Source organism: Flavipsychrobacter sp., assembly GCA_041392855.1.
Classification (GTDB): domain Bacteria; phylum Bacteroidota; class Bacteroidia; order Chitinophagales; family Chitinophagaceae; genus UBA5543.
Window position 1 is genome coordinate 76,736 of sequence record JAWKLD010000002.1, and the last position, 25,283, is coordinate 102,018.

The 25,283-nt window shown below is 40.8% G+C and carries 21 protein-coding genes; 12 read left to right on the plus strand and 9 right to left on the minus strand.

Features of this window, described 5'->3' with window-relative positions; all coding sequences use genetic code 11:
* Window positions 1-48: 48 nt before the first annotated feature.
* On the plus strand, window positions 49-1,251 hold the full coding sequence (gene nhaA, locus R2800_14015; GenBank protein MEZ5018169.1) for a Na+/H+ antiporter NhaA: 1,203 nt from the start codon (window positions 49-51) through the stop codon (window positions 1,249-1,251).
* Between the two features lie 87 nt (window positions 1,252-1,338).
* On the opposite strand, the gene R2800_14020 is transcribed toward nhaA, so the two are convergent.
* Both R2800_14020 and R2800_14025 read right to left on the minus strand, forming a co-directional pair.
* The gene (locus R2800_14020) at window positions 1,339-2,718 is read right to left on the minus strand and encodes a dihydrolipoamide acetyltransferase family protein (GenBank protein ID MEZ5018170.1); all 1,380 of its coding nucleotides are present in this window, start codon (window positions 2,716-2,718) and stop codon (window positions 1,339-1,341) included.
* A 98-nt stretch (window positions 2,719-2,816) separates the two neighbouring features.
* On the minus strand, window positions 2,817-5,453 hold the full coding sequence (locus R2800_14025; protein ID MEZ5018171.1) for a putative LPS assembly protein LptD: 2,637 nt from the start codon (window positions 5,451-5,453) through the stop codon (window positions 2,817-2,819).
* 157 nt (window positions 5,454-5,610) lie between these two features.
* Here R2800_14025 and R2800_14030 point away from each other — a divergent pair, with 157 nt between their 5' ends.
* Both R2800_14030 and R2800_14035 read left to right on the plus strand, forming a co-directional pair.
* Entirely contained in the window at window positions 5,611-6,462 is an 852-nt protein-coding gene (locus R2800_14030; protein ID MEZ5018172.1) for an N-acetylmuramoyl-L-alanine amidase, read from the plus strand.
* A 153-nt stretch (window positions 6,463-6,615) separates the two neighbouring features.
* Complete coding sequence (locus R2800_14035; GenBank protein ID MEZ5018173.1) at window positions 6,616-7,161, plus strand: calcium-binding EGF-like domain-containing protein; 546 nt, start codon at window positions 6,616-6,618, stop codon at window positions 7,159-7,161.
* 295 nt (window positions 7,162-7,456) lie between these two features.
* Here R2800_14035 and ccsA read toward each other — a convergent pair whose 3' ends face one another.
* Together ccsA and R2800_14045 are read right to left on the minus strand one after the other, a co-directional pair.
* Window positions 7,457-9,928: a cytochrome c biogenesis protein CcsA gene (gene ccsA, locus R2800_14040; GenBank protein MEZ5018174.1), complete on the minus strand. Its 2,472-nt coding sequence runs from the start codon at window positions 9,926-9,928 to the stop codon at window positions 7,457-7,459.
* Between the two features lie 41 nt (window positions 9,929-9,969).
* Window positions 9,970-10,362 carry a cytochrome c maturation protein CcmE gene (locus tag R2800_14045; protein ID MEZ5018175.1) on the minus strand — a complete coding sequence of 131 codons (393 nt, stop codon included), beginning with the start codon at window positions 10,360-10,362 and terminating at the stop codon, window positions 9,970-9,972.
* 203 nt (window positions 10,363-10,565) lie between these two features.
* Here R2800_14045 and R2800_14050 point away from each other — a divergent pair, with 203 nt between their 5' ends.
* The 3 genes from R2800_14050 to R2800_14060 are packed head-to-tail and all read left to right on the plus strand — an operon-like array spanning window position 10,566 to window position 13,848.
* Window positions 10,566-11,609 carry an agmatinase family protein gene (locus R2800_14050; protein MEZ5018176.1) on the plus strand — a complete coding sequence of 348 codons (1,044 nt, stop codon included), beginning with the start codon at window positions 10,566-10,568 and terminating at the stop codon, window positions 11,607-11,609.
* 57 nt (window positions 11,610-11,666) lie between these two features.
* Complete coding sequence (locus R2800_14055) at window positions 11,667-13,001, plus strand: MFS transporter (protein ID MEZ5018177.1); 1,335 nt, start codon at window positions 11,667-11,669, stop codon at window positions 12,999-13,001.
* Between the two features lie 4 nt (window positions 13,002-13,005).
* On the plus strand, window positions 13,006-13,848 hold the full coding sequence (locus tag R2800_14060) for an MBL fold metallo-hydrolase (GenBank protein MEZ5018178.1): 843 nt from the start codon (window positions 13,006-13,008) through the stop codon (window positions 13,846-13,848).
* On the opposite strand, the gene R2800_14065 is transcribed toward R2800_14060, so the two are convergent.
* Window positions 13,843-14,184, minus strand: coding sequence for a cupin domain-containing protein (locus R2800_14065; protein MEZ5018179.1), 342 nt, complete (start codon window positions 14,182-14,184; stop codon window positions 13,843-13,845). The genes R2800_14060 and R2800_14065 overlap by 6 nt on opposite strands.
* Window positions 14,185-14,324: 140 nt before the next feature.
* On the opposite strand from R2800_14065, the gene R2800_14070 reads away from it, so the two are divergent.
* The 5 genes from R2800_14070 (at window position 14,325) to R2800_14090 (ending at window position 19,558) form a co-directional block, all read left to right on the plus strand.
* Entirely contained in the window at window positions 14,325-15,473 is a 1,149-nt protein-coding gene (locus tag R2800_14070) for a hypothetical protein (protein MEZ5018180.1), read from the plus strand.
* Between the two features lie 96 nt (window positions 15,474-15,569).
* Window positions 15,570-15,941: a fluoride efflux transporter CrcB gene (crcB, locus tag R2800_14075; protein ID MEZ5018181.1), complete on the plus strand. Its 372-nt coding sequence runs from the start codon at window positions 15,570-15,572 to the stop codon at window positions 15,939-15,941.
* 97 nt (window positions 15,942-16,038) lie between these two features.
* Window positions 16,039-17,256 (plus strand): 2-oxoglutarate dehydrogenase complex dihydrolipoyllysine-residue succinyltransferase, encoded by a 1,218-nt coding sequence (odhB, locus tag R2800_14080; GenBank protein ID MEZ5018182.1) that lies wholly within the window; start codon window positions 16,039-16,041, stop codon window positions 17,254-17,256.
* Between the two features lie 100 nt (window positions 17,257-17,356).
* Window positions 17,357-18,391, plus strand: a complete 1,035-nt coding sequence (locus tag R2800_14085) for a T9SS type A sorting domain-containing protein (protein ID MEZ5018183.1) — start codon at window positions 17,357-17,359, stop codon at window positions 18,389-18,391.
* A 57-nt stretch (window positions 18,392-18,448) separates the two neighbouring features.
* Window positions 18,449-19,558: a hypothetical protein gene (locus R2800_14090; protein MEZ5018184.1), complete on the plus strand. Its 1,110-nt coding sequence runs from the start codon at window positions 18,449-18,451 to the stop codon at window positions 19,556-19,558.
* 1 nt (window position 19,559) lies between these two features.
* Here R2800_14090 and R2800_14095 read toward each other — a convergent pair whose 3' ends face one another.
* The 3 genes from R2800_14095 to mnmA all read right to left on the minus strand — a co-directional run bounded on the left by R2800_14095 (window position 19,560) and on the right by mnmA (window position 23,188).
* Window positions 19,560-21,218 carry a S8/S53 family peptidase gene (locus R2800_14095; protein ID MEZ5018185.1) on the minus strand — a complete coding sequence of 553 codons (1,659 nt, stop codon included), beginning with the start codon at window positions 21,216-21,218 and terminating at the stop codon, window positions 19,560-19,562.
* A 13-nt stretch (window positions 21,219-21,231) separates the two neighbouring features.
* Complete coding sequence (locus R2800_14100; protein MEZ5018186.1) at window positions 21,232-21,969, minus strand: hypothetical protein; 738 nt, start codon at window positions 21,967-21,969, stop codon at window positions 21,232-21,234.
* A gap of 121 nt (window positions 21,970-22,090) precedes the next feature.
* The gene (gene mnmA / locus R2800_14105; protein MEZ5018187.1) at window positions 22,091-23,188 is read right to left on the minus strand and encodes a tRNA 2-thiouridine(34) synthase MnmA; all 1,098 of its coding nucleotides are present in this window, start codon (window positions 23,186-23,188) and stop codon (window positions 22,091-22,093) included.
* Window positions 23,189-23,315: 127 nt separating this feature from the next.
* Here mnmA and aroB point away from each other — a divergent pair, with 127 nt between their 5' ends.
* The gene (aroB, locus tag R2800_14110; GenBank protein MEZ5018188.1) at window positions 23,316-24,341 is read left to right on the plus strand and encodes a 3-dehydroquinate synthase; all 1,026 of its coding nucleotides are present in this window, start codon (window positions 23,316-23,318) and stop codon (window positions 24,339-24,341) included.
* On the opposite strand, the gene R2800_14115 is transcribed toward aroB, so the two are convergent.
* Entirely contained in the window at window positions 24,338-25,252 is a 915-nt protein-coding gene (locus R2800_14115) for a transglutaminase family protein (GenBank protein ID MEZ5018189.1), read from the minus strand. The two genes, aroB and R2800_14115, sit on opposite strands and share 4 nt — an antisense overlap.
* Between the last annotated feature and the right edge of the window lie 31 nt (window positions 25,253-25,283).

Here is a 25,283-nt window from a genome sequence, read left to right on the forward strand (position 1 = left end):
TAACGTTTTAACTCAGAGATGTTGCCAGTTATTGTTTATTTTTGACGAATGGCAAAGATGTCTTCTCCGGCTACCTATATAAAGGATAGAATTGTCTCTCCTATCAAGGAGTTTATACACGACAGTAGAGCTGTAGGTATTACACTAATAGCTTGTACTATCATCTCTTTAATATTAAGCAATAGCCCATGGAGCGAAGAGTATATCGGCTTCTGGAATTCAGAGCTAATACATGCAACATCTCCACGCGTACATTTACCGCATAGCATCATCCATATTATTAATGATGCTTTGATGGCCGTCTTCTTTTTTCTGGTTGGGTTAGAAATAAAAAGAGAACTCCTCGTAGGAGAGTTAGCCAGTATAAAAAAATCGGCGCTACCCGTTATTGGTGCTGTTGGTGGTATGACCATTCCTGCATTGATATTTTTAGCATGGACGTGGGGCAGCCCTCTCAGCAGAGGCTGGGGTATACCAATGGCTACAGATATCGCTTTCTCTTTAGGTGTCCTATCAATGCTTGGCAAACGAACACCTTTTTCACTTAGGGTTTTCTTAATGGCACTGGCCATTATTGACGATCTAGGAGGCATTGTTACCATCGCTATCTTCTATGCTGAGACCATCAACTGGACTTACCTATTCATGGCAGGAGGTTTACTGTTTGTTCTAAGCCTGCTCAATATCCTTAAGATGAAGCGTTATTATATTTACTTCATCTTCGGAATCTTCTTATGGTATTTCTTCTTCAATTCGGGTGTACATGCTACTATAGCTGGGGTACTATTAGCCTTCACTATTCCGCTACACAAAATTGAAGACCTGATCCACTCTCTACACGACCCTGTTAACTTTATAATACTTCCATTATTTGCCTTAGCCAATACTACTATTGTATTCCCTTCAGACTTTGCCCCTATCTACGCGTCTATAGTTCATTGGGGTGTATTTACAGGATTGGTAGCGGGCAAGCCGATAGGTATTTTCTTATTTAGCTGGCTGGCTGTTAAGTTCAAAATTGCCGCACTACCTAAAGGGATGAACTGGTACCAACTGATTGGCATGGGCATGATAGCAGGTATAGGGTTTACCATGTCTATCTTTATGGCTACACTGGCTTACAAACTGCCGGAAATACAAGTGATCGCTAAAGTAGGCATCCTTGGAGCTTCTCTTGTAGCTGGGCTTACAGGATTCTTGTTTATATACAGATTATGTAAAAACGCTGCCGTTGTTGAAGAAGAGGAATAGTCTATCAATACTACTTTATAACATCTTCAAATAATAAAAGCCCTGCATATGCGGGGCTTTTATTTATAACAATTTGTGTTTAACTATTTAGACACCTCTACTTGGGTCGAATGCCTCTAGCTCATTAGCCACGGCAGTTAAGAAACTAGCACCTAGAGAACCATCTACGATTCTATGATCGTAACTCATACTCAAGTACATCATATGACGGATAGCTATTACATCACCATGTTCTGTCTCCAACACTACAGGGCGTTTCTTAATACTACCTACTGCAAGTATGGCTACTTGAGGTTGGTTGATGATAGGCGTGCCCATTAAGCTACCAAAAGTACCTACGTTAGTTAACGTAAATGTACCATCTTGCGTATCGTCAGCTTTCAACTTGTTACCACGAGCTGCATGTGCTAAATGGTTCACGTCTCTAGCCAACCCTAATAAGTTTTTACTATCTGCATTTTTAATTACAGGCACGATCAAATTACCACTTGGCAATGCTGCTGCCATACCTATATTAATATCTTTCTTCACCAAGATATTATTACCATCAAGGCTAGCATTTATCATAGGGAACTGACGAATACAGTTCACAATAGCTTCAATAAATATAGGCGTGAATGTGATCTTCTCACCATACTTCTTACTGAATTCCCCTTTCACCTTATTTCTCCACTCAACAATATTGGTCACATCAGCCTCTGTAAAGCTAGTAACGTGTGGAGATGTGTGCTTACTGTTCACCATATGGTTAGCGATCAGCTTACGCATACGATCCATCTCTATTACCTCTACATTATTACCATAAGAAGATGGCGCTGGAGCAGGAGTAGGTGCTGCTGCTTTCGCTACCGGAGCCGCTGTAGGCTGTGGTGCTGGTGTTGGCTGTGGAGCAGGGGTAGGTGCTGCTGCGGGTGCAGGTTGCGGAGCAGCGCTTGCGCCGGCCCCTCTATTAGCAACATAGCCTAAAATATCTTTCTTGGTTACACGACCTTCATTACCTGTACCAGGAATGTTTTCCAACTCTGTCATGCTAATACCTTCTTTAGCAGCAATATTCAGCACAAGTGGTGAGTAGAAACGATTTACATTACCCGTACTAGCAGCTACATCAGTCGCAACAGAAGCTGCAGCAGGTGCAGGTTGTGGCGCAGGGGTAGGTGCAGGTGCTGGGGCCGGCTGTGGAGCTGGTGCTTCGGCAGCAGGTGGCGGTGTAGCCACGGCATCCCCTGCAGTATCTATTTTAGCAATGACAGTACCTACAGGTACAACATCATCTTCATTAAATAATATCTCTGTGATCGTACCCTCAGCAGTAGAAGGCACCTCACTATCTACTTTATCTGTAGCAATTTCTAATACAGTCTCGTCCAAGCTTACACTGTCTCCTGGTTGCTTGTGCCATTTCAACACAGTAGCTTCCATTATACTTTCACCCATCTTGGGCATAACTAAATCAACTATAGCCATAAAAGCGTTTAATTATAAATAAATAAAGTGACACAAAAATAGTGAAATGAGCGTGTATACCATAATAATAATATGCCCTCAAGAAAAATACTGCTAAATCAATTGACAAACTCATTATAGTTGCGCCTTCTGAGCAACTTGAGGTCTTGCAATACCTGCGCTTTTACCCCCAAAGTAAAGTTGTAAAACTTCCTTGGACCAAAAGGCACTGTCGCTAACTCCATCTGCCAGCAATGCAGATCTCTAAGTATACGAATATTTGTCATCTGAAGCTTCTTATCATTAAAGTTATACCCTGTTGATACGATCAACTTCCACCTTTCCGTAACAGTGATCTCACCAGCTACCCCCAAATAGTGGGTAGATATTTGTATAGAATCCTTTTTTGATGCTGCTTGATAGGTATTGCTCAACTGTAGCGAGTAGTTAAAAGACAAGTTCCAAGGAATGGTAAAATCTGCATAATCGTTATACCCACCATAAGCCATTAGTCGCTGATATTCTGGCGAGTTAGCCGCAGGCATATTGCTACGACTCTCCGTAGGCTTACCATTTAACTGTGTAGATAAGCTAACACTCGCATTACTAAAACGCGCAATACCTGTACCATTACCTACCATTGTTTTATTTATCCTTCTACCCTCTGCATAGCTAAATACATATGGGTCGAATATTGCGTTGGCATTAATATTAATAAAGTTCAACAGGTTGGTAGAAAAGACAACACCTATATTATTCCAGTTGAAGGAATCTCTAGCGATATCATAACTACTGCTAATGGTGAAATTATCTATCAAGGTTACATTCTTAGTACCTGTACTATCCTTTGTCCTTACTTTTATCTGTAGGTTATTGTTCAACCCAAAATTTATGGCACTGCTAAACTTACCAAACTGATTAAACCCTGGTGTACCAACCACCGAGCCTTCGTAAGGAGATAAATAAGTAGGTGGAGCTGCAGGATTTATGATTGTTTGGTAGCCATAACGGAAAGGAGCATTTGCAAAATCGGGAGTGTAAGTATAGTTAACACTTGGCACCAACACATGTCTTATACCTCTTAATGATCCTTTCTTAAATTTCTTCATACCATAGATACGTGTATTAACGCCTATGGAAGCATTAAAGTCTCTTGCCGTGAAAAAACCATTGTTCTTGATCGTATCCACTCCTTCCGCTGCATTATTATAATATCTGAAGCTTTGTTTGGTTAGCCAATACTCTGTATACTTAGTACCCATTGTCAGGTTGACAAAACGGAACAAGTTGTATGTAGCATTGATAGGTATCTCATGCTTCATTCCATTATTAAAGTCTTCAAACGCTAAATTGTCGAAGCTAAAGGTACTGTCATAAAAAGAGAGTTGGTTTTCGCCCGTAAAGCGATACTCTGTTGTTATCTTCTCATACCATTTAGTACCTACACTATTCTTGCCCTGAAAAGGATTGAACTGCGAGACATAAAACGCCACTGTTGGCAGTGTTACCTGCACCAACCCAGACCCTGTATTTTGGCTATGTCTTGCACCTACACTTAAGGAATAAGGCTTACCTATAAACTGCTTGGAATAGGTAATATTCGAGTTGAACTGATTCTGTAATATTAGATTCGCATCGTAAGAGTTGTTTTGGTTGAAGGTAGAAGACCCTGCATTTACTGCTGCGTTAAAGCTAGTCCCTGGTCTCGACTTAGGGTCGCTCGCATGCTGCCATTGCAGTTGAAAATCTTTGGTTTGCTGAGCTGTAGGCTCGTAAGACTCTCCCGTTTTATTAATGGCATAAGAAAATAATAGCGAGCCATTGTATTTATACTTTTTTCGATACCCTGTTAACCCACTCACCATCCAGCTACCTTTAGAGTAAAGGTTGGTCATCAACTTCAAATCAGCATAATCACTCAACTTGAAATAATAACCTCCACCTATTAACCCCAATCCTATCCTATCGTCTAATGTATAAGTAGGTAGTATAAAGCCAGAACGCTGCCCCTGCGCTATAGGGAACAAGCCAAAGGGCAAATAGAATGGTGTAGGCACTTGCTCGATCGTGATATTAGCGGCTCCTGATGCCACTACCTTATTCGGTATCACTTTTATCTTTCTAGCTCTGATACCAAAGTGAGGGGTATCCAAAGAGCATGTTGTATATATATTACCTAACCCATATATAGACTGGTCAGGGTTACGCTTCACCTGCCCACTCACCACAAAGCCTTGCCCGTACTGTGAGCGTGCATTGAGCACAATTGCCTTTTTACTTTTAAAATTATACTTCAGCGAATCGTATGTAAACTTCTCACTGCCCTGCGTAAAAGACGGGCGGTCTTTCATCTTTACCGATGTATCGGACAAGGGGGCCGCAGTCACCAAATTGGCCGACTGGTTATACATGATCTTACCTGCGTTGAGCTCTAGGTCTTCGTGTTTTACTTTGGCGTTTCCATATAGATAAAACTCATTATTACCCATATCCAACACGGCAGAGTCTGCCGCCTCTGACGATACTACTGAAGGTAGTGCATCGGGAGATAGCTTGATACCTAATCGCTTTTCCAAAGCCTGGATCTTATTAGTACTGGCTAGCGTATCCTTTGCCGTGGTATCTGCCGCCAAGCTGTCCAGCGCTAAAGCATTACTATCTATAGCCAACAAACGGGTACTATCATTGCGAACAATGTTAGTAATGGCGGTACTATCCTTCGATTGTGCATGTGTATTACCTGTTAATATAAACACAAAAAACACTATCATGCACAAGAAAACGCCATGAATGCTTCGTACCTTTGAGTAAATTATACCGAGTAGGCTCATTTGCGGGAACAAAAATAGCAATTGTTATTGTGATACCTACCGTTTAATATGTTTACATTTCAAGTTTAACAGTAAGACCAATATGCGAATAAAACTGCTGCTTATAATACTTTCCTGTTGCATCTCTCCACAACTACTTTTTGCTAACGGTAAAAAGGTGACTAAAATTGTATTGGATGCGGGACATGGAGGTCAAGACGGCGGTGCCAGAGGTAATTTCTCCAACGAGAAAGACCTTGCTTTGGCCGTTACGATGAAACTGGGAAAGATGATCGCGGAAAACATGAAAGATGTTGAAGTGATCTATACCCGTACTACCGATGTATACCCTTCATTGGTTACCCGCCACGAAATTGCCAATAAAGCAGGCGCCGACCTTTTTGTATCCATACACATCAACTCTACTGCAGGTACTAAAACAAGGGTTAGAGCAGGCTACAGAACCATAAAAGGGAAAGACGGCAAAACCTACAGAAGACCACGATACAGGACTGTATATAATAGGAATAGGAATACTAATGCTGCAGGTACTATGTGTCTTGTATTAGGACTACATCGCAGCTCCCAAAAGGAAGATGCTATAGGCGAGTATGGCGACAATGTGGTAGACGAGCCGGGACTATTGAACCCAGACGATCCTCAAACAGCAATTATCATCTCTCAATACACACAAGCTTTTTTGAACAGAAGTGTTTCTGTAGCTACCAAGATCCAAAACAACTTTATAGCACAAGGAAGAGGCGATTATGGTGTGAAGCAACAAGGACTGGAAGTACTGGCTGGTAGTGCCATGCCAGGTGTATTGGTAGAGATCGGGTTTGTAAACAACCCCGAGGAAGAGACCTATATGAATTCCGTAAAAGGGCAGAACGAAATAGTTGATGCCATCTTCAGAGGTATAAGGGAGTATAAAAAGGAAGTAGAAGGCAACTAAGCTGTTTCAGTATAAGTTCTAATCCTTTTTTAATCTCATAGAAACTGCGCCCAAAGCGTGTTTATTTAAGGGTTTTTCAGTTTTTCTTACTCCTATTGCATTTTCTAATTGTTTCATTTATCTTTAAGCTTCGTTAAAAATAATAATGAGCTAATGAAAGGCCGCTTCAAAACCTTAGTACTAGCAGCGCTTGGCGCTATTGCATCATTCACTACTGTTACCTTCACAGCGTGTAACGATGATCCTTGTAAGGCAATCGCTTGCGCATACGGAGGTGTATGTAAAGATGGAGATTGCGCATGTCCGTCTGGATATGAGGGTATACATTGTGAGATAGTTACTAGAGACAAATATGTAGGTACATGGACCGTTTTTGAGAAAGGAACTTCAACCATGCCGGCAGAGTACCCATTATCAATAGATTATGGTCTTACGCCAACTACATTAAACATCAGAAACTTCTACAACAGATTTAATGATAAAAGCCAACCTGTTGCAGCTACAGTAAGAGGTGATAGTATGTTCATCAATACATTTGTAGAGCATTTTAAAGTAGAAGGCACAGGCGTATTGAAATGGGAGTCTTACTATCCTAAGCATGGTGAACTAACGTTGAGATATACTGTTCGTGATACTGTTACAGGTCAGGTTAATGACTTTGGTGTGAACGCTGGTGTTCCATCTATCTGGAATAGATAATTACAACCAACCATATTTATTTAGAGCCTGCTTATGCAGGCTCTTTTTTGTATGATAACAGTTCTCTTCACGTAGCACTAATAGAATAAATAAAGCGCTGGCAGCGCCGACTTCCCGTCGTTGAGTATAGCGACTTCCAAAATTTCGGAGCTTAAAATTTTGGCGTCCTTTGCATTTCTTTGGACGAGCAAAGAAATAAAAGACAATAGACGTAAAGTATCTCTTATCAATACTAAAATGGTCTAACAGCAGATTGCCATTAGACCATTAACTATATTCAGTTTATAAACTCCAGTTACTTCTTCACCTTTTCTTTCTTCGTCATTCTATTCCACATACTAAGCAAGAAACCCAGTACCATAACTATAATACCTACCCATAACACATTGATGTAAGGGAAGAGCAATGCCTTGAGTACTATATACTCCTTCGCAGCTTTGTCTTCATGCACCATTACTTCAGCAGCTTCCTGCTCGGGTATTACTTTAGCTATATAAGTATGCAGCTTCATACTTTCCATCGTATCGGCTACATGAGTGATGAACTTCTGATTGCGTAATATAAACACAGGAGACAGTGTATCTATCTGTCCTTCCAAGTCATACACATTCAAGATGCCCTCTACAGCTATATCTCCGTTCTCTTCTACATAGTTAGGGTTGTTCACTCTTCTGTCAAACCCTCCAAATACCATATACCCGTTGTTCAGATATACTGTATCTCCCTTCTTCATGATATGGCTCTTATAGTCTTTGTCTGCTGCTACAGCATCGCCTGCCAAATAAGAGTTCACATAGGTAAATATATCTTTAGACAAATAGTGCTTAGACGCGGGGTTGGCACTAAGACTGCCCTGATCCATACCTTTGGCATTGACAAAAGCATTCGGGTAAAGCATGAACTCTTCTACTACCTTACCTGCATCGTCCGTCTTCACATAGTTTACTTTAAAGAAGGTTCTTGCATCATTTTCAGGGATCGAATCGCCTAGATAAGTTACCGTATAGTCGCCCATCACAACAGGCACATCTTTGTAGAGCAATACATTCTCCCTACTCTCTTCCATGTTCTCCGCCTGTGTACCACCAAAGTTGAAAACAACACCTAATGTATTCAGAGATATCACCTCTTTATTATAAGAAGACAATAGTATCCCCAATAGAGACAGCGCAAAGCCGAAGTGTGTTAATGCCGCACCTAGTTTCTTTATCTTACTTTTCTGTATGGCTATAGCATAGTACAGGTTGGCCACTAATGAGAAACTGGTAGCAAATAACAATAAAGCATATTGTGGCGCGTCTATCTTTTGCGTGAACCCAATGACAAAAGCCAACAACAAACCTATCACACCCGTTATACCTATTTTCTTCCAAGCCTTTTTACCGTCGCTTTTCTTGAACTTAAGATATAAAGTAGTGGCCGATAGTATTGCTATTATAATAGCCACCCACACTTGTACACTATTATAATATTGTACAGGATCTAAAAAGTTCGCAGGTTTTTTACCCGTAAATGTTTCATAAAGCGGCGCCCAAACAGGCATAGATGTAGCCAATATAATGTGTAAAGCCGACAAGAATAAAATAATAGACCCTACAAACATCCAGAACTCACGCGAGCTTAGCTGCTCTTCATTCTTCACTCTAGGCAGCCCTTTCCAGCGTTTGATAAGCAGCCCAACTGTAATGGCTAACAAAACACCTATCACAATTAGCAAGTGCCAATAAAGCGACTGCCCTTCCCCTGTAAATGCGTGTACCGAAGTCTCACCCAGTACACCTGTACGAGTCAGGAAAGTAGAATACCATATCAATAAATAAGTAACACCAAATAATACGGTAGTTAGAATAAACGACCTACCCGTTGCTTTATAAATAATGAGTGTGTGCAAGGCGGCTATCAATGTAAGCCAAGGCACTAGAGAGGCATTTTCTACAGGGTCCCATGCCCAATAGCCGCCAAAGGTGAGCGACTCGTAAGCCCAAGCGCCACCCATCATAATACCTGTACCTAATATAGCACCAGAAAATAAAGACCAGATGCGTGTTTCTCTCACCCAAGAGTTATACTCTCCTTTCCATAAGGCTGCAATGGTATATGCAAACGGAATAAGTGTAGAGGCAAAACCTAAGAATAATACCGGAGGATGTATCACCATCCAGTAGTTCTGTAATAATATATTCAATCCATTACCATCTTGAATGCGCTCCAAGTAGTTAGGCATTTCAAATATTGGCGCTCCTTGCATTTTATCTCTTAGCAAGATGAATGGAGAACTACCTATATTGAACTCGGGAGAAAAATGGAAGCCCAATAGCATCGTGGCCAGCAGTACCTGCACCAAAGCTATAATACTCATAGTGCGACTCTCTAAGCCTTTTGCTGTGGCCATCACTATCAGCCCCAGCACACAGTGCCATATAGACCATAATAAGAAACTACCCTGCTGCCCTTCCCAGAAACAAGATAAGAGGTACTTGGGGGAGAGGCTTAGATCGGAGTGATCCCAAACATAGTGGTATTCAAAATAGTGATTGGTAATAAGATAAAACAACGTAATGAAAATACCAGCTACCATAGCTGCATGTATCACGAAAGCATTTCTGCCCAGCAGCAACCATATTTTACTATTGCTCGCATCGTGCTCGGTCTGAGCAGAGCGGAAGTAGGCAAACGAACTAAACAACGCTGCCACAAATGAAGTGATCACAAAAAAATGACCCAGTTGCCCAGGTCCAAGATGTTCACCGATGTATTGAGTATCCAATTGATTAACTGTTTATACTTAGTTAGTAAACAATGGCTATCCTAGTTATTAGCCACCGCTATTTGGTCGTTCTCATATTTAGACGGGCATTTCATCTGAATTTTTGAACAATGGAATGTACCCTCATTCATATATCCTGTCATTACTATCTGCTCCGACTTTTCAATATCAGTAGGTTTTGCTCCGCTGAATACTACTTTATTCTCCGCTCCCGACTTATCTACAACATAAAACTCAAAATGGTTAGGGTCTTTGATCGGATCATATACCATATCCTTATCCTTTACCAACTCTCCCATTACATGATATTGCTTTCCCTGTTCTTTAGCTGCTGAGGCAAAAGTCTCATAAGTGCTAAAGTCTCCAAACATGCTCACTATTACAGCTACTGCTGCTACTACCAAAAGCAATAATACAATGTGCGTCTTTTTCATTACCGAATACTTAAATTAATTGATCTAATACGATACTATGGTAAGGGTTCACAAATTTACGGCTAAACGACCATATTCCCTATTAATGATAGCTTATATACTGATAATTAGGAGTTAATTATGATCTGAACAGATTATCATACAGAAATATGCTTTTTCAGCTATATAACCACTAACTTTGCCGCCCGAGAAAAAATATGGCTATGGCAGACCTTTCTAATTTCGACCCCAACTCTGTAGGTGTTAAGAACGACAACCTTTTCGGACTTCCTTTTACCGAAGAGAATGCAGAACTGATATTACTACCCGTTCCTTGGGAGGTAACTACATCTTATAGAGACGGTACTGCCAGAGGGCCTGAACATATTTTAGATGCCTCTTTACAAATAGACCTATACGACCCCGACACTACCAATGCCTGGAAGAAAGGCTTTTGTATGCTACCTATAGACAAACAAGTACGCAAAGAAAGCGACTATCTACGCCAATGCGCACAGTTGATCATCTCTCATTTGGAAGAGGGCGGTGACGTAACTAAAAATGAGCACCTCAACTGTAAGCTTGAAGAGATCAACAAGGCTAGCTATGAGCTATGCGACTGGGTAAAAGAGCAAACATTAGCACAACTTAAAAAAGGGAAAAAAGTAGGGCTAATAGGTGGCGACCATAGCACTCCTCTTGGCTTTATCAAAGCACTTGGAGAGATGCACGAAAACTTTGGGGTATTGCAAATAGATGCTCATGCCGACTTGCGCGTAGCCTACGAAGGCTTTAAATATTCTCACGCCTCTATAATGTATAATGTACTGGAAGAAGTGCCTCAGGTAAATAAGCTTGTACAGGTAGGTATACGTGACTATTGCGATGATGAATTGGTCATTATTCAACAAAACCCTAACCGTATTGCAACCTTCTTTGATAAGGACATAAAAGAACAACAATACGAAGGGAGTACATGGCAACAAATTTGCAAGAAGATCGTTAGCGAACTTCCGCAGAAAGTATATATCAGTTTTGATATTGACGGCTTAGACCCTAAGCTTTGTCCCAACACGGGCACGCCGGTACCGGGTGGTTTTGAGTTGCAAGAGGTATTTTACCTGATCAAGCAAATACATCAATCGGGCAAGGAACTTGTAGGTTTTGACCTAAATGAAGTATCGGCTGGCAATCATGGCATGGACACCATAGATAGTATTGTAGGGGCGCGTGCACTATACAAGCTCTGCAACTATATGGTAGGCTAGTACAATAAGTTTGCGTAAACAATATGTTTCCTTTAGTAAATGGACTATTTTAGTTCTATGAAGGCAACGGCACAAGCGAATACTAAAAAGATACACCGTAGTTGGGCCATGTACGATTGGGCCAATTCTGCGTACAACTTGGTTATTACCTCTACCATCTTCCCCATATATTATGCCGCAGTAACATCTGTGAAGGAGAACGATGTAATTATCAACGATAAGGTTGATTTTTTTGGTATCAGTTTTACCAATACAGCCTTGTTTGATTATGCCGCAGCGGCTGCTTATTTGGTCATCGCACTCATCTCCCCTATACTATCTTCTATTGCCGACTATAAAGGCAATAAAAAACAGTTCATGCAGTTCTTTGCCTACTTAGGAGCAGCTGCATGCGCAGGGCTATATTTCTTTGATGGCAGCACTTTAGAACTTGGCATTATACTCTTTGCTGTAGCAGCCATTGGCTATTGTGGCAGCTTGGTATTCTACAATGCCTTTCTACCAGAGATTGCCGTGGAGGAAGATAGAGACCGACTGAGTGCTAAAGGATTTGCATACGGATACATAGGTAGTGTACTACTACAGATCATATGCTTTGTATTTGTGATGAAGCCAGAGCTATTTGGTATTACTGACGCAACCTTCCCTCCAAGACTATCCTTTTTACTGGTAGGTGTTTGGTGGTTTGTTTTTGCACAAGTATCGTTAAGGGGTTTACCAAAAGGGCAACCGTTGGAGCAGCATCCTGAACATAATGTGTTGACCAATGGCTTCCATGAGCTAAAGAAGGTATGGCAAAAGATAAAGACCATGCCTATACTCAAAACCTATTTAGGTGCATTCTTCATGTATAGTATGGGCGTGCAGACCGTTATGTTGGCAGCCACCATCTTTGGCAGTAAAGAGCTACAACTAGAAACCAGTCAACTCATCACTACCATACTTATCATACAACTGGTAGCCATTGCAGGAGCATACCTTATGGCAAAGCTGTCCGACCGTTTTGGCAACCTAAGAGTATTACTTGGTGTGGTGTTTATATGGATAGGCATATGTGTGTTTGCTTACTTTGTGCAAACAGCCATGCAATTTTATATCATAGCAACACTTGTAGGTTTGGTTATGGGAGGCATACAATCACTTAGTCGTTCTACTTACGCTAAACTCATGCCCGAAACCAAAGACACAGCCTCTTTCTTTAGCTTCTACGATGTAACTGAGAAACTAGCTATTGTAATAGGAATGTTCTCCTTTGGCTATATAGAAGAGCTAACGGGTAGCATGCGCAACTCTATAGTAGCCCTATTTAGTTTCTTCGCCATAGGCGCTGTACTTTTGTATATAGCCTACAAGAGAGCTAAAAGAGATCATTTACAAACATCAGTAACATAAGAACATGAATATATATACGGTCAACGCAGGATATTTTAAACTAGATGGTGGTGCAATGCATGGTGTTGTGCCTAAGGTAATGTGGCAAAAAGTAAACCCTGCCGATGATGATAATCTATGTACATGGGCTATGCGCTGCCTGCTTATAGAGCATGGCGATAGAAAGATATTGGTAGATAATGGCATGGGGACCAAGCAAGATGAAAAATTCTTTAGTCACTTCCACCCCCATGGTGAGGATACAATTGAAAGGTCTATTGCTAAGCACGGCTATAAACCAGAAGATATTACCGATGTATTCCTAACTCATCTACACTTCGACCATTGTGGCGGTTCAGTAAAACGTGAAGGTGACAAACTAATACCTGCATTTCCTAATGCAACATATTATACCAACAAAGCACATTGGGACTGGGCCATTACCCCAAACGCTCGTGAGAAAGCTAGCTTTCTAAAAGAAAACATTGTACCACTTGAAGAAGCAGGCGTATTGAAATATATAGATACTACAGATGGTGCCGAATGGATAGAAGGTATCCGCATCCGCTATTGCAATGGACATACTGAGCAGATGATGCTTTTAGAGATGGACTACAAAGGCAGAACACTACTTTTCTGTGCCGACCTACTACCTAGTGTAGCACATATATCACTCCCATGGGTAATGGGCTATGATATGCGTCCGCTAGATACACTGGCAGAAAAAGAAAAAATGCTGACACTTGCTGTTGAGAACGATTGGGTATTGGTATTCGAGCACGACCCTAAAAATGAATGTGCTACCGTACACCGCGATGAAAAAGGCAGAATACGCCTGAAAGAAACTTTTGACTTGAGTAGCTTATAACACAACCCTATCTCCATGCGATTTAGGTTGCGATATAACCAAAAAGTTTAGGTCTTTATCAACAGTGTCGTTCTTGATACAATGTTTTATATTGGGCTTGATATAGATACTATCTCCCTGTTCTGCTACTATTTGTTCCTCTTCTATATAAAAAGTAGCCTTACCTGATAAAACGTAAAAAAGCTGTTGTGCCTTCTTGTGATAGTGCAGTACTTCTTCCGTACCAGGAGGCATGCGTTCCTGAATAACGCTTAATTCACTAGAGTCTAGCAAATGCCAGCCATCACAATTATCACCCCAAGTATAATGAGGTGAATTATTTACATTTTTAAGCATAACGTCCTATTTATAGCACCTTACAATATAAACACTTTGGCTTACGAGAAGAAGCTATGACAATCACATGACAAATCTTTCCCGCTTTTAATAAATCCTTTATAGGTGCGTCAGTACCTTTGCGCGCAAATCTAGAATTAATGAAAAAATATAGTATTGTATTGGCTGCATTGCTTTTTGCAGCTTGTGGCGGTAGCGAGCATTCAGAACAAGAAGGTGCTCAGGGAGATCAAGAAGCTCATGCACATCATGGGCATGGTGCCCCGGTAAGCGAGGTAGATGCTACCACACTTACCTACTCGGATGAGAAACATTTTAGCAATGTTATCCAGTTAACCACTGGAGGTGATAATGCAGAGGCTTACTTCAGCTTCGATGGAAAATCTGTGGTTTTCCAACGTACTAACCCTGAAGAGGGTATCGAATGCGACCGCATATTTTACGGTGTATTACCTAATACTCAAGAAGACAAATTTGAATATAAGTTGGTAAGCACAGGTACGGGTAGAACTACTTGTTCTTATATGATGCCTGACGGTAAACATGTGATGTACTCTTCTACACACCTAGGTAGTAAAGACTGTCCTCCTGTACCTAAAAGAGAAGATCATGGTAACAAATACGTATGGCCAATCTACGATAGCTACGACATATTCATTGCAGACCTTGAAGGCAACATCACAAAGCAGGTAACTAAAGAGCCTGGATATGATGCAGAGCCTGTTATTTCCCCTAAAGGAGACAAAGTGATTTTTACTTCTACACGTAATGGCGATTTAGACCTATATACTATGAACCTTGACGGTACAGGTATAAAGCAGATCACCAATACATTGGGTTACGATGGTGGTGCATGGTTCTCACCTGATGGCAGCAAAATAGTATGGCGTGCATCTCGCCCTAAAACTGAGGAAGAAGTAAAAGAATACAAAGAACTTTTGGCTCAAGGTTTAGTAAAGCCAACCAACATGGAAGTATTTGTAGCTAATGCTGACGGTAGCGATGTGCAACAAATAACCAACCTTGGACAGGCCAACTGGGCACCTAACTGGATGCCTGATGGCAAACGTATCATTTTCGCATCGAACCATGAGTATGAAAGAGGTTTCCCTTTCAACCTTTATATCATTAACCTGGATGGCACAGGTCTTGAGAAGATCTCTCATGACGGGGGTTTTGACGCCTTCCCTATGTTCTCTCCAGACGGTAAGCGTTTATTATTCAGCTCCAACCGTAACAATGGTGGCACTCGCGAAACCAATATGTTCATAGCAGACTGGGTAGAGTAAGACTTTTATATAGCAACCTGATAAAGCCAAGTGTGATAGTACACTTGGCTTTTTTGTATCCATGATTTATTCCTGATAATTTTTACTTTTATCATTATGATACGCGCATTTTTGCTAGTTGGTCTTGGAGGATTCTTTGGTAGTATAGCCAGATATGGCATTAGTCATATTATCAATAAGTATATTACTAACCCTTTTCCCTATGCCACCTTTATAGTAAACATTCTGGGGTGTTTCCTAATAGGATTACTATTTGGGCTGGGGCAGCGTAGCAGTTGGATGGAAGATCAAGGCTGGTTGATACTGGCTACAGGATTTTGTGGAGCATTTACCACTTTTTCCACTTTTGCGTTAGAAAACAATGCGCTTATCAATGAGCAAAGAACGATAACATCTATTCTATATATTGCCACTAGTGTGGCTATTGGGCTTTTACTATGCCGTTGGGGCATGAATTTAATGAAATAATCTACCCCCAAGAGTAAAAAAATCCCATCTATCCTCGTATTTTTGATTAATCAAAGGGTGTTTGCTAATTTAGCAGCCGCAAACGATAATTTTTCCAATGATAGAAATTAAAGTGCCTCCTGTTGGCGAATCAATCAGTGAAGTAACCTTGGTAACTTGGTTGAAAAGTGATGGTGATTGGGTAGAAAGAGATGAACTACTCTGCGAACTAGAATCAGAAAAAGCAACATTTGAGCTGAATGCTGAAAAAGCAGGTATTCTTAAAGTTGTTGCTGAAGAGGGCACAGACTTAAATATTGGCGACGTAGCTTGTCAGATAGATGACACAGCCGAGCGCCCTGAAGGTGCTGGTGAGCCTGCTGCAGAAGCAGCTCCTGCCAAAGAAGAAAAGAAAGCCGAAGCACCCAAAGCTGCTGAAGCGGCTCCAAAAGTAGAAGCAAATGCTACGCCTGTAGCTAAAAATATAATGGCAGACAAAAAACTATCTGCTGGAGATGTGAAAGGCTCAGGAGAAAACGGACGCATCTTAAAGAAAGATGTACTTGCCGCTTTAGAAAATCCAGGACGTATAGGTGGTGGTGTAGCCAGCAGAAACGAGGACAGAAAGAAAATGAGCAACCTTCGTAAGACGGTTTCTCGTCGCCTTGTAGAAGCTAAAAACACAACTGCGATGTTGACTACCTTCAACGAGGTAGATATGACCAACATCATGAAGATCCGTTCGCAGTATAAAGAGAAATTCAAAGAGCTACATGGTGTGAACCTTGGCTTCATGTCTTTCTTCACTAAGGCATGTTGTTATGCACTTACAGAATGGCCTTCAGTAAATGCATACATCGATGGTGACCAAATAGTATACCACGAGTATTGCGATATTTCCATTGCTGTATCTGCACCAAAAGGATTGGTAGTACCGGTTATCCGCAATGCAGAGAGCATGGGCATGCACGAGATAGAGGCAGAAGTGAAAAACCTAGCGTTGAAAGCTCGTGATAATAAACTGACCATTGAAGAAATGACAGGTGGTACATTTACCATTACCAACGGTGGAGTATTCGGCTCGTTGATGTCTACTCCTATTATCAATATACCACAGAGTGCTATATTGGGTATGCACAAAATACAAGAGCGCCCTATGGTAATAGATGGCAAAATAGAAGTAAGACCAATGATGTACTTAGCATTGAGTTACGACCACCGTATCATCGACGGTCGTGAGTCGGTTGGTTTCCTAGTACGTGTTAAGGAGTTATTAGAAAACCCTGAGCTAATGCTAATGGGTAAAGACCCTGTACAGACTTTATTAGAACTATAAGTTTTAAATCATATACTTTTCAAAAGCCTCGCAATAAGCGGGGCTTTATTGTGTTGTATAAAAAACCAGTATATTTACAATACATTAAAAGCCCTATAAAATGAGGTTACCCAACATACTACTGCTAGCAATATTCGCCTTTGGAATTCAAACTACTTCAGCACAACTAGTCAACACATTAACTATAAATACAGGCTACAATAATGTAACAAAAAACACGTTAACACTTGGTGCTCAAGACTTAAATTGGACGATTACAAAGGTTGCTACATCACTAACTGGCAACAATAACTACTTGACATTACCTTCCGGAGCTACGCTTCCTTATAAAGCCTACACAAGTAAAGTATGGCACGTGTCTTACCCTCCTTATACTGTTACTATCCCTAACAAAACACATTGGCTAGCTATTGGACCTAACTTGATGGACGATAATTGGGCAGCAACTGAACCAGATACTGCGGGTCATTACGTAGTATTCGAACGTCAGTTCAAATTATGCACTGAAGAGTCAGATGCATCTGACTCTATTCTAATTGATATGGATATCAGATGTGACAACTTTCTAATTGGGGTATATATTGACAATCACCAAATTGTAACTAACCAAGGCAATACTTATTTTTATAACACTCCCTACCACCTAAATAGTGCCATACATAAATATTCTTTAAGTGGAGGCACGCACACCTTAAAGGTGATAGTAAGAAATGAGCCAGCTCCTCAAAGTCAGAAACATCCCAACAACCCAATAGGACTAAATATAGTAGGTACTATATCTACTCAATTTCAGAATAATATAATTATAGATACCGACAACTTCCCGAATTATGATTGCAGTACCGGAGACACTACTGTATCAATAGCCCCTACAAATAGTGAAAAAGCGTCACTTACTCACTACCCTAACCCAGTAAATGACCAAATGACCATCTCTTATACTTTACCTAAAGTCGAGGAAAATGCAATTATTATCCTTTTTAACCAAATTGGAAAAGTTATATCTAAACATCCAATTACTCATACAGGGAATGGACAATTAAAAATAAATACAAGCCACCTTCCTCAAGGCTTATATATATATTCATTGTACATAAATAACACCCCTGTCATTACCAACAAGATGATAAAGTAGAGAATGCAATATTTTAAAAGCCTCGCAATAAGCGGGGCTTTCGTACTTTTGCCCCTCATGCGTTACATCTGGCAACATATAGCAGCTATAATAGCTTCTTTCGACGGGGCTACTCCGCTTCCTATCTTCTTAAAAGAATACTATAAGAACAATAAAAAACTAGGCAGTAGAGATAGGCGTATACTCAACGAGATGGTCTATAGCTATTATCGCTGTGCTAAAGGACTCCCTGCCGAGTTACCCATTAATGAAAAAGTAGCCACTTGCTTAGTAGTATGCGGCATACAAAACAAGCATATAGAATGGTTATTAAGTGATGTAACTACACATGAAGACGCCTACAACCCTAATCAAAACTTCCCAGATGAAATTGACCTATCAGATGGCATTACCAAAGAAGAATGGATAGACAGCCTTCTGGAACAGCCTGACTTGTTCTTACGTGTACGTAAAGACATGGACAAGTTGCTTAGCTTCTTCAACAAGGAAGGTGTAGAGTATGAGCAGCTAACAGACACCTGTATTGCCCTACCCAATGGCACCCCTATTGACAAGATGCTGCCTGAACATATGTATGTGGTGCAGGATGCCTCTTCGCAAGCTGTTGGTGATTTTCTCAATCCACAACCCGAAGAAGAATGGTGGGACGCCTGTTCAGGAGCAGGGGGCAAATCTCTTTTAGTAAAAGACATAGAGCCCTTAGTCAACCTTACCGTATCAGACGCTCGCCGAACTATATTGGTAAACCTAAAAGAACGTTTTAGAAAGTATAGCCATATACTACCTACCGTGCATAAGGTAGACGTAACCAATGCTGATAAACTAAAAAGCAAATTAGAAGACAGCCTATTTGACCATGTACTGTGCGATGTACCCTGCACAGGCTCGGGCACTTGGGCACGCACGCCTGAGCAGTATTATTTCTTCCAACAAGACACATTGGAAGACTTCAATAAAAGGCAGACCAATATTGCAGTAAATGCAGCCGCTTATTTAAAAGAAGGAGGGAAGCTCTATTATATTACTTGTTCTGTTTTCCGTGAAGAGAATGAAAATGTTGTAGCCGAAATAACTAAACAAACAGGGCTGCAATTGGAACACCAGCAAATCATAAAAGGTATTGAAAACCGAGCAGACAATATGTTTATTGCCATACTCACAAAATGATCTAACGTTTCACCAGTTTTACCGAACGTTCATCACTATCGGTGATCACTTTTAAAAAGTATACCCCACGAGATAGCTCGGGCAGATCTAAGGTTATTTTCTGGGACCCTTGAAAGGCCTTACTATTAAGCTGATACACTACCTTACCTGTAGCATCTGTAAGCAAGATGTCTAACTGACCATTGAAGCTCTGCAACAAACGAATATCTAAAGTATTCGTAAAAGGGTTTGGCCCTACTTGCAGCCAGTCGGAAGATGCAGCAATAGGCGAGTCTACATGCAAGAAGTTAAATGCCTTTCTAAAATCGGGTACGCCATAGCCCAACTGTGCACCAGGCGTTGTATATATATGGGCACTCTTTTCTATAGCCGTTCTAATTTTATAAGGTGTTGGATCTTTAGTAGACTGTATCAAACAAGCTGCCCACCCCGCCAGTTGAGGTGTAGCAAAAGAAGTACCGCTAATAGATGCCGGCGTTGTATTGCTCAACATTAATGCAGCAGGCTGCCCTACTACACATACGTTAGGCTTTATTGTTCCCGCAGCATTAGGGCCATAGCCACTAGCAGAAGCAGGTTGTTTATTAATGTTCACATTACCCACAGTAAGCGCGCTATCAGCATCACCCGGTGTAAGTATATACTTCCATGAATTGTTGCCCTCATTTCCTGCCGATGGCACAATAAGCATGCCGCGCGAGGTAGCAATATTTACACCCTTTGCAGCAACGGTAGTTTTACCATCCAGCTCTGTAGCATAATCTATAGTATAAGGCACCGGAGTAAAGAACTCATTATACCCTAAAGAGATACTCACCACATCAGCCCCCACACTATCAGATCGCTCAAGTGCTGCCACAAGGTTATCCAGCTCAATGGGTTGTTCGGTACTACCATGCTCGGTACAGTATATGGCAAATTTTGCTCGTGGTGCCGATCCTACATAGATGCCCGGAAGGTTTCCCGCAATAGCAGATAAAGAATAAGTACCGTGTGTGGAATAGTCAAAAACAGTATTGTTATCTAATACAAAATTGTGCTGATCTACCAATCTACCCGACTTCATCATACTATCAAAAGCAGGCCCAGTATCTACATGTCTAAACCCTTCATCAAACACAGCTATAAGCATATCCTCGCCCTTATACCCCAGATCATGCAAATAATCCCCATTCAATGCTTTTGTTTGGTCATAAGTAGCACCATAATAGGCAGCCGTACCTGTTGCTTTACTTAGAGTACCCTGCTCTTCATGCTTGGAGTTATCACCCGAAGGCTTATGTAAGCCCGATGGAAAAAAGGCGATGTATTTCACCTCTTTAATAAAGGTCTTTCCTTGTAGGTTGAGGATCTTTGAAGAATCGTTCAATAAGACAACAAAAGTATTCAACCATTTAGAGACCACATGTCTTTTACCACTGGTTAGTTTCAGTACACTATCAATGTATGTGGGAGAGACAGGCCTATCTATAGAATCTACAGCTATACCTTGAGCAGTGCGTCTATCCAGCGCACGTTGTGATAAAAAAACAAGTGGGTTACTCGTTGAAGGAGCACCCACTTTGTCGGTAAAACTTATTCTAAATGCGTATTGTGTTTGTGCTGTGGCCTCACCACAAAGTACTACCGTCAAAAAACACAAAACCCAACACCAACGCATAATAATTTCAATATTAATTATGGTCTACGGCACGCATAATTACACCAGTACCTTTACGGCACTTAGTAGTTTGCGGGTCGTAAGTCCAACGAACATATTCACGATACACCATACCTACATTTGGCGCGTATACCTCTCTACTAAATGTACGTGAAGCAGGGTCGTTAGGGAATACATCAGGGCTGTTAACCGCTCTGTCTACATGGCTAACCTCTACAGCATTCTCATATTGAACCTCTCCTGTACTATAAGGTACATTTGCTCTGTCATAAGTATAATCCCAATCATCAAAATAAGCAAAGTCAGGATCTGCGGTAGGGATCAAAGAATTACCCTTCCAAGTATTACCTTGCTTCACAGGGAAAGTAAGCTTAATGAAACGTAAGTTGGCATATGCCATCTCCAAAGTAGCACCCGTATTAGTTACGTAGATCACATCTTGAACCTCCCAAGGATCTGTAGCCTTTTTACGAATACGTGTATTTATTCTATAAGATAATCTACCCTTATTATCAGTAAAAGTGTCTGCAACCGTGTGCATTATTTGGTAAGCACGCTTTATTGCTACACAAAACGTATCATCCCATTTTGTCGAGTCTACGTTATAGATAACATATTTACCCCTCTCTAAAGGATAATACTTTGAAGTAGGCCCTAATGGCGCTGGTACCTCGTCTGCTTTCTTACATGATACATATACTAGTGTTAGTAATGCAGCAAACAATATAAAAGAGAGTGACTTCTTACTCATACTATATCGATGTACGTTGTTTCTGTAAATATAATTAAAGAAACGAAAAGTTAATATTTTCTTGCTGCAGAACAAAGGATTTTGCCCATAATATGGCGATTAACTGATATTTAATTGATTATCAGTTAAACCCGGCGCGTATAATACCACCACCGATCACATCATCACCCTCATAAAATACAGCAGACTGACCCGGCGCTATGCTATTTACAGAGTGGTCAAAATGCACTTTTAGGTCGTTACCTTGCATGTACAACTTACTTTCCGAACCAGCATCATTATAGCGAATTTTGGTGACGGCTTCCATACCGTCAGGTATCGTATCGTACTTCATCAGGTTCAATCCACTTACAAGCATGTCAGATTGCTTTAAGTCTTCTGCCTCGCCTAATACTACGGTGTTGTCCTCAGGATTGATCTTAGTAACAAACATTGGCTTGCCAAAGGTCATTCCAAGCCCTTTACGTTGCCCAATGGTGTAGAAAGGATAACCTTTATGCGTACCTATTTTTTCGCCTGTAACAGACAAGAAATCCCCACCAGCTACTCTTTCCTCAAGGCTAGGGTCATTTCTTTTTAAGAAGCCGCGATAATCGTTATCTGGCACAAAACATATTTCATAACTCTCTGCTTTTTTAGAGAGCTCTTCATAGCCCATATCAGCTGCTATTTGACGTACTTCGGTCTTCAAATAGTCTCCTAAAGGATAGATACTCCTACTCAGGCAATCTTGCTCCAGCCCCCACAACACATAGCTCTGGTCTTTTGTCAAGTCCTTAGCACGAGAAATAATATGTCTGTTATTTTCTTCCCTCACTTTCACATAATGCCCTGTAGCTATAAATTCACAATCCAACGCATTAGCACGCTTTAGCAGAGCAGCCCATTTTATATGGGTATTACACAATACACAAGGATTGGGTGTACGACCTGCAATATATTCCTCAACAAAATTATTGATAACAAAATCTCCAAACTCCTCTCTGATATCTAATACATAGTGGGGGAAACCATGCTCTACAGCCGCTTGTCTAGCATCATTGAATGAATCCAAATTGCAACAACCAGTCTCCTTCTTTCCGCCTCCGGCAGTAGCGTAGTCCCATGTCTTCATGGTCACACCTACCACCTCATATCCTTGATTATGAAGCATTAACGCACTGATGGTACTATCAATACCACCACTCATTGCTACCAAAACCTTTCCGTTCCTACTCATTGCTTGTATTTTTTCAGAAGGGCAAAGTTACGAATTACCTCGTTCTAAACCCTTTTACTGACATCAATAATCTATACGTTACTATCAGCATGTGTGATAGTATAATATCCACTACCTTTATACCTGTATGCAATACTCTGTTTCATTTCCTACGGGAACGGTACAATACCACTTCAATAGCTCCTTTGCGGCAGTAAATGAGCTCATTGACATTAAACAATGTATCATCATAACAGACAGTAATGTATACGAGCAGTATCATACGCTTTTTCAACCCTTCAAAGCGGTTATAACCATACCTGCCGGCGAGCAAAGCAAAGACCTAACGACCATTACGTCTATAACCGACCAACTAATAGCGCACAAAGCTCATCGTAAGACTTTTCTACTGGGCGTAGGTGGCGGTGTTGTTACAGACATCACGGGCTTCATTGCCTCCATATATATGCGAGGCGTCCCATTCGGGTTTGCACCCACTAGCCTACTTGCAATGGTTGATGCCTCTGTAGGTGGTAAAAATGGCATCAATTATCATACTCATAAAAACCTCCTAGGCTGTATCAATCAACCTCAGTTTTTATTGTACGACGCTAGATTTCTGGACACGCTACCACAAGAGGAATGGAGTAACGGATTCGCTGAAATCATTAAGTACGGTTGCTTGTTCGACCAACCTCTTTTTGAAGAGTTAGCTACTAACAACCTTAGTTACTATCAACAAGACAAAACTGCCCTTTCCTACATCATTAATAAATGTGTAGACTGGAAAAACAAGATCGTTCAAGCAGATGAACAAGAAAAGGGCACAAGAAAACTCCTCAATTTTGGCCATACAGCAGGGCATGCTATAGAGAGTATTTATCAGCTACCTCATGGGCAAGCAGTAGCATTGGGTATGCTCGTTGCCAGTATCATATCAGAAAAAAATGCAGCCCCGCTTAACGAAACTATTAGCAGAACATTAACCAACTACTTACTACCTACTAGCAGAACAATAGATATAGACAAAGTACTAGCAGCATTGACCATGGATAAGAAAAGCAATGGCGATACCATAGACTTTGTATTACTGCATAGTATTGGTAAGGCTTATATTCAGCCATTATCTTTAACGGAAATAAAAGAGGGATTATCTGCTTTTTCTAGCTATTAGAACTGATCCTCATCTTGCGCTACATCATCGTCACTACTATCGCGTACTACTATATGCATTAAATGCTGTATCTCGTCGGCCTTTTGGTCATCTCTATTATATCTATAGCAAAGGCTTAGCTCCTCCAGCATCTTAAAGATAACCTGCTTATTAGTTAATGGTGTGAAATAAGTTTCACTATCCTTTGCATTTATCTTTTTCAAATAGGCATCTACATCTGCTTGAGTATATACCATACCACCTATAGGATCTATGAAAAACTGAATTTGCTGAACAGCCTCATCGTATGGATTGTAGAAGTGATGTAAAGTATCTACATAAGCAAACACCAACTGCTTAGGAATATCTACACAGAAGATAGGTATGTCCAACTGTTCGCACAAAGCCAAATACAATGCTCCTATACCATAAGGATTACCTTGTTTACTCTCCAGTACTTGATTGATAAAGAAGTGCTTGGGCTCTCGCTCTGTTAGCTCATGACCTTCCAATTTATAGTAGTTGTAAAGAATACTGTTCAGTACATTTACCTTCTCCAATGGTGTGAGATAATTATTTAGCTCCAACCAAATATTTCTACGAATCTTTTCAAACTGCTTTAATACAACATCTATATTAAGCTCAGGAAATTGATACTTAGCGATCAACATAGCTCCTGTTATCAATTCGGGATCTTCCTGATTGCTCCAGTCAAAAAAATCTTTTTCCAGATCTTGGAAATGAACACGATGTATTAAATGCTCAATACGCTCCTGTACATTTTGGTCAACAGTTATCTCCCAAAGCTGTTCCAGATCACCTATGATCTCGGTACCATAGTTGAGTATTTTATCTGCAACGGTATCAAACACCTCCGTATCAGGGTCGTCTATCAACCGCAATAGTGCTGATATTTCTTTCTTTTCTGGCATTCAGAACTAATTCTTCTACACTTAAGTTACT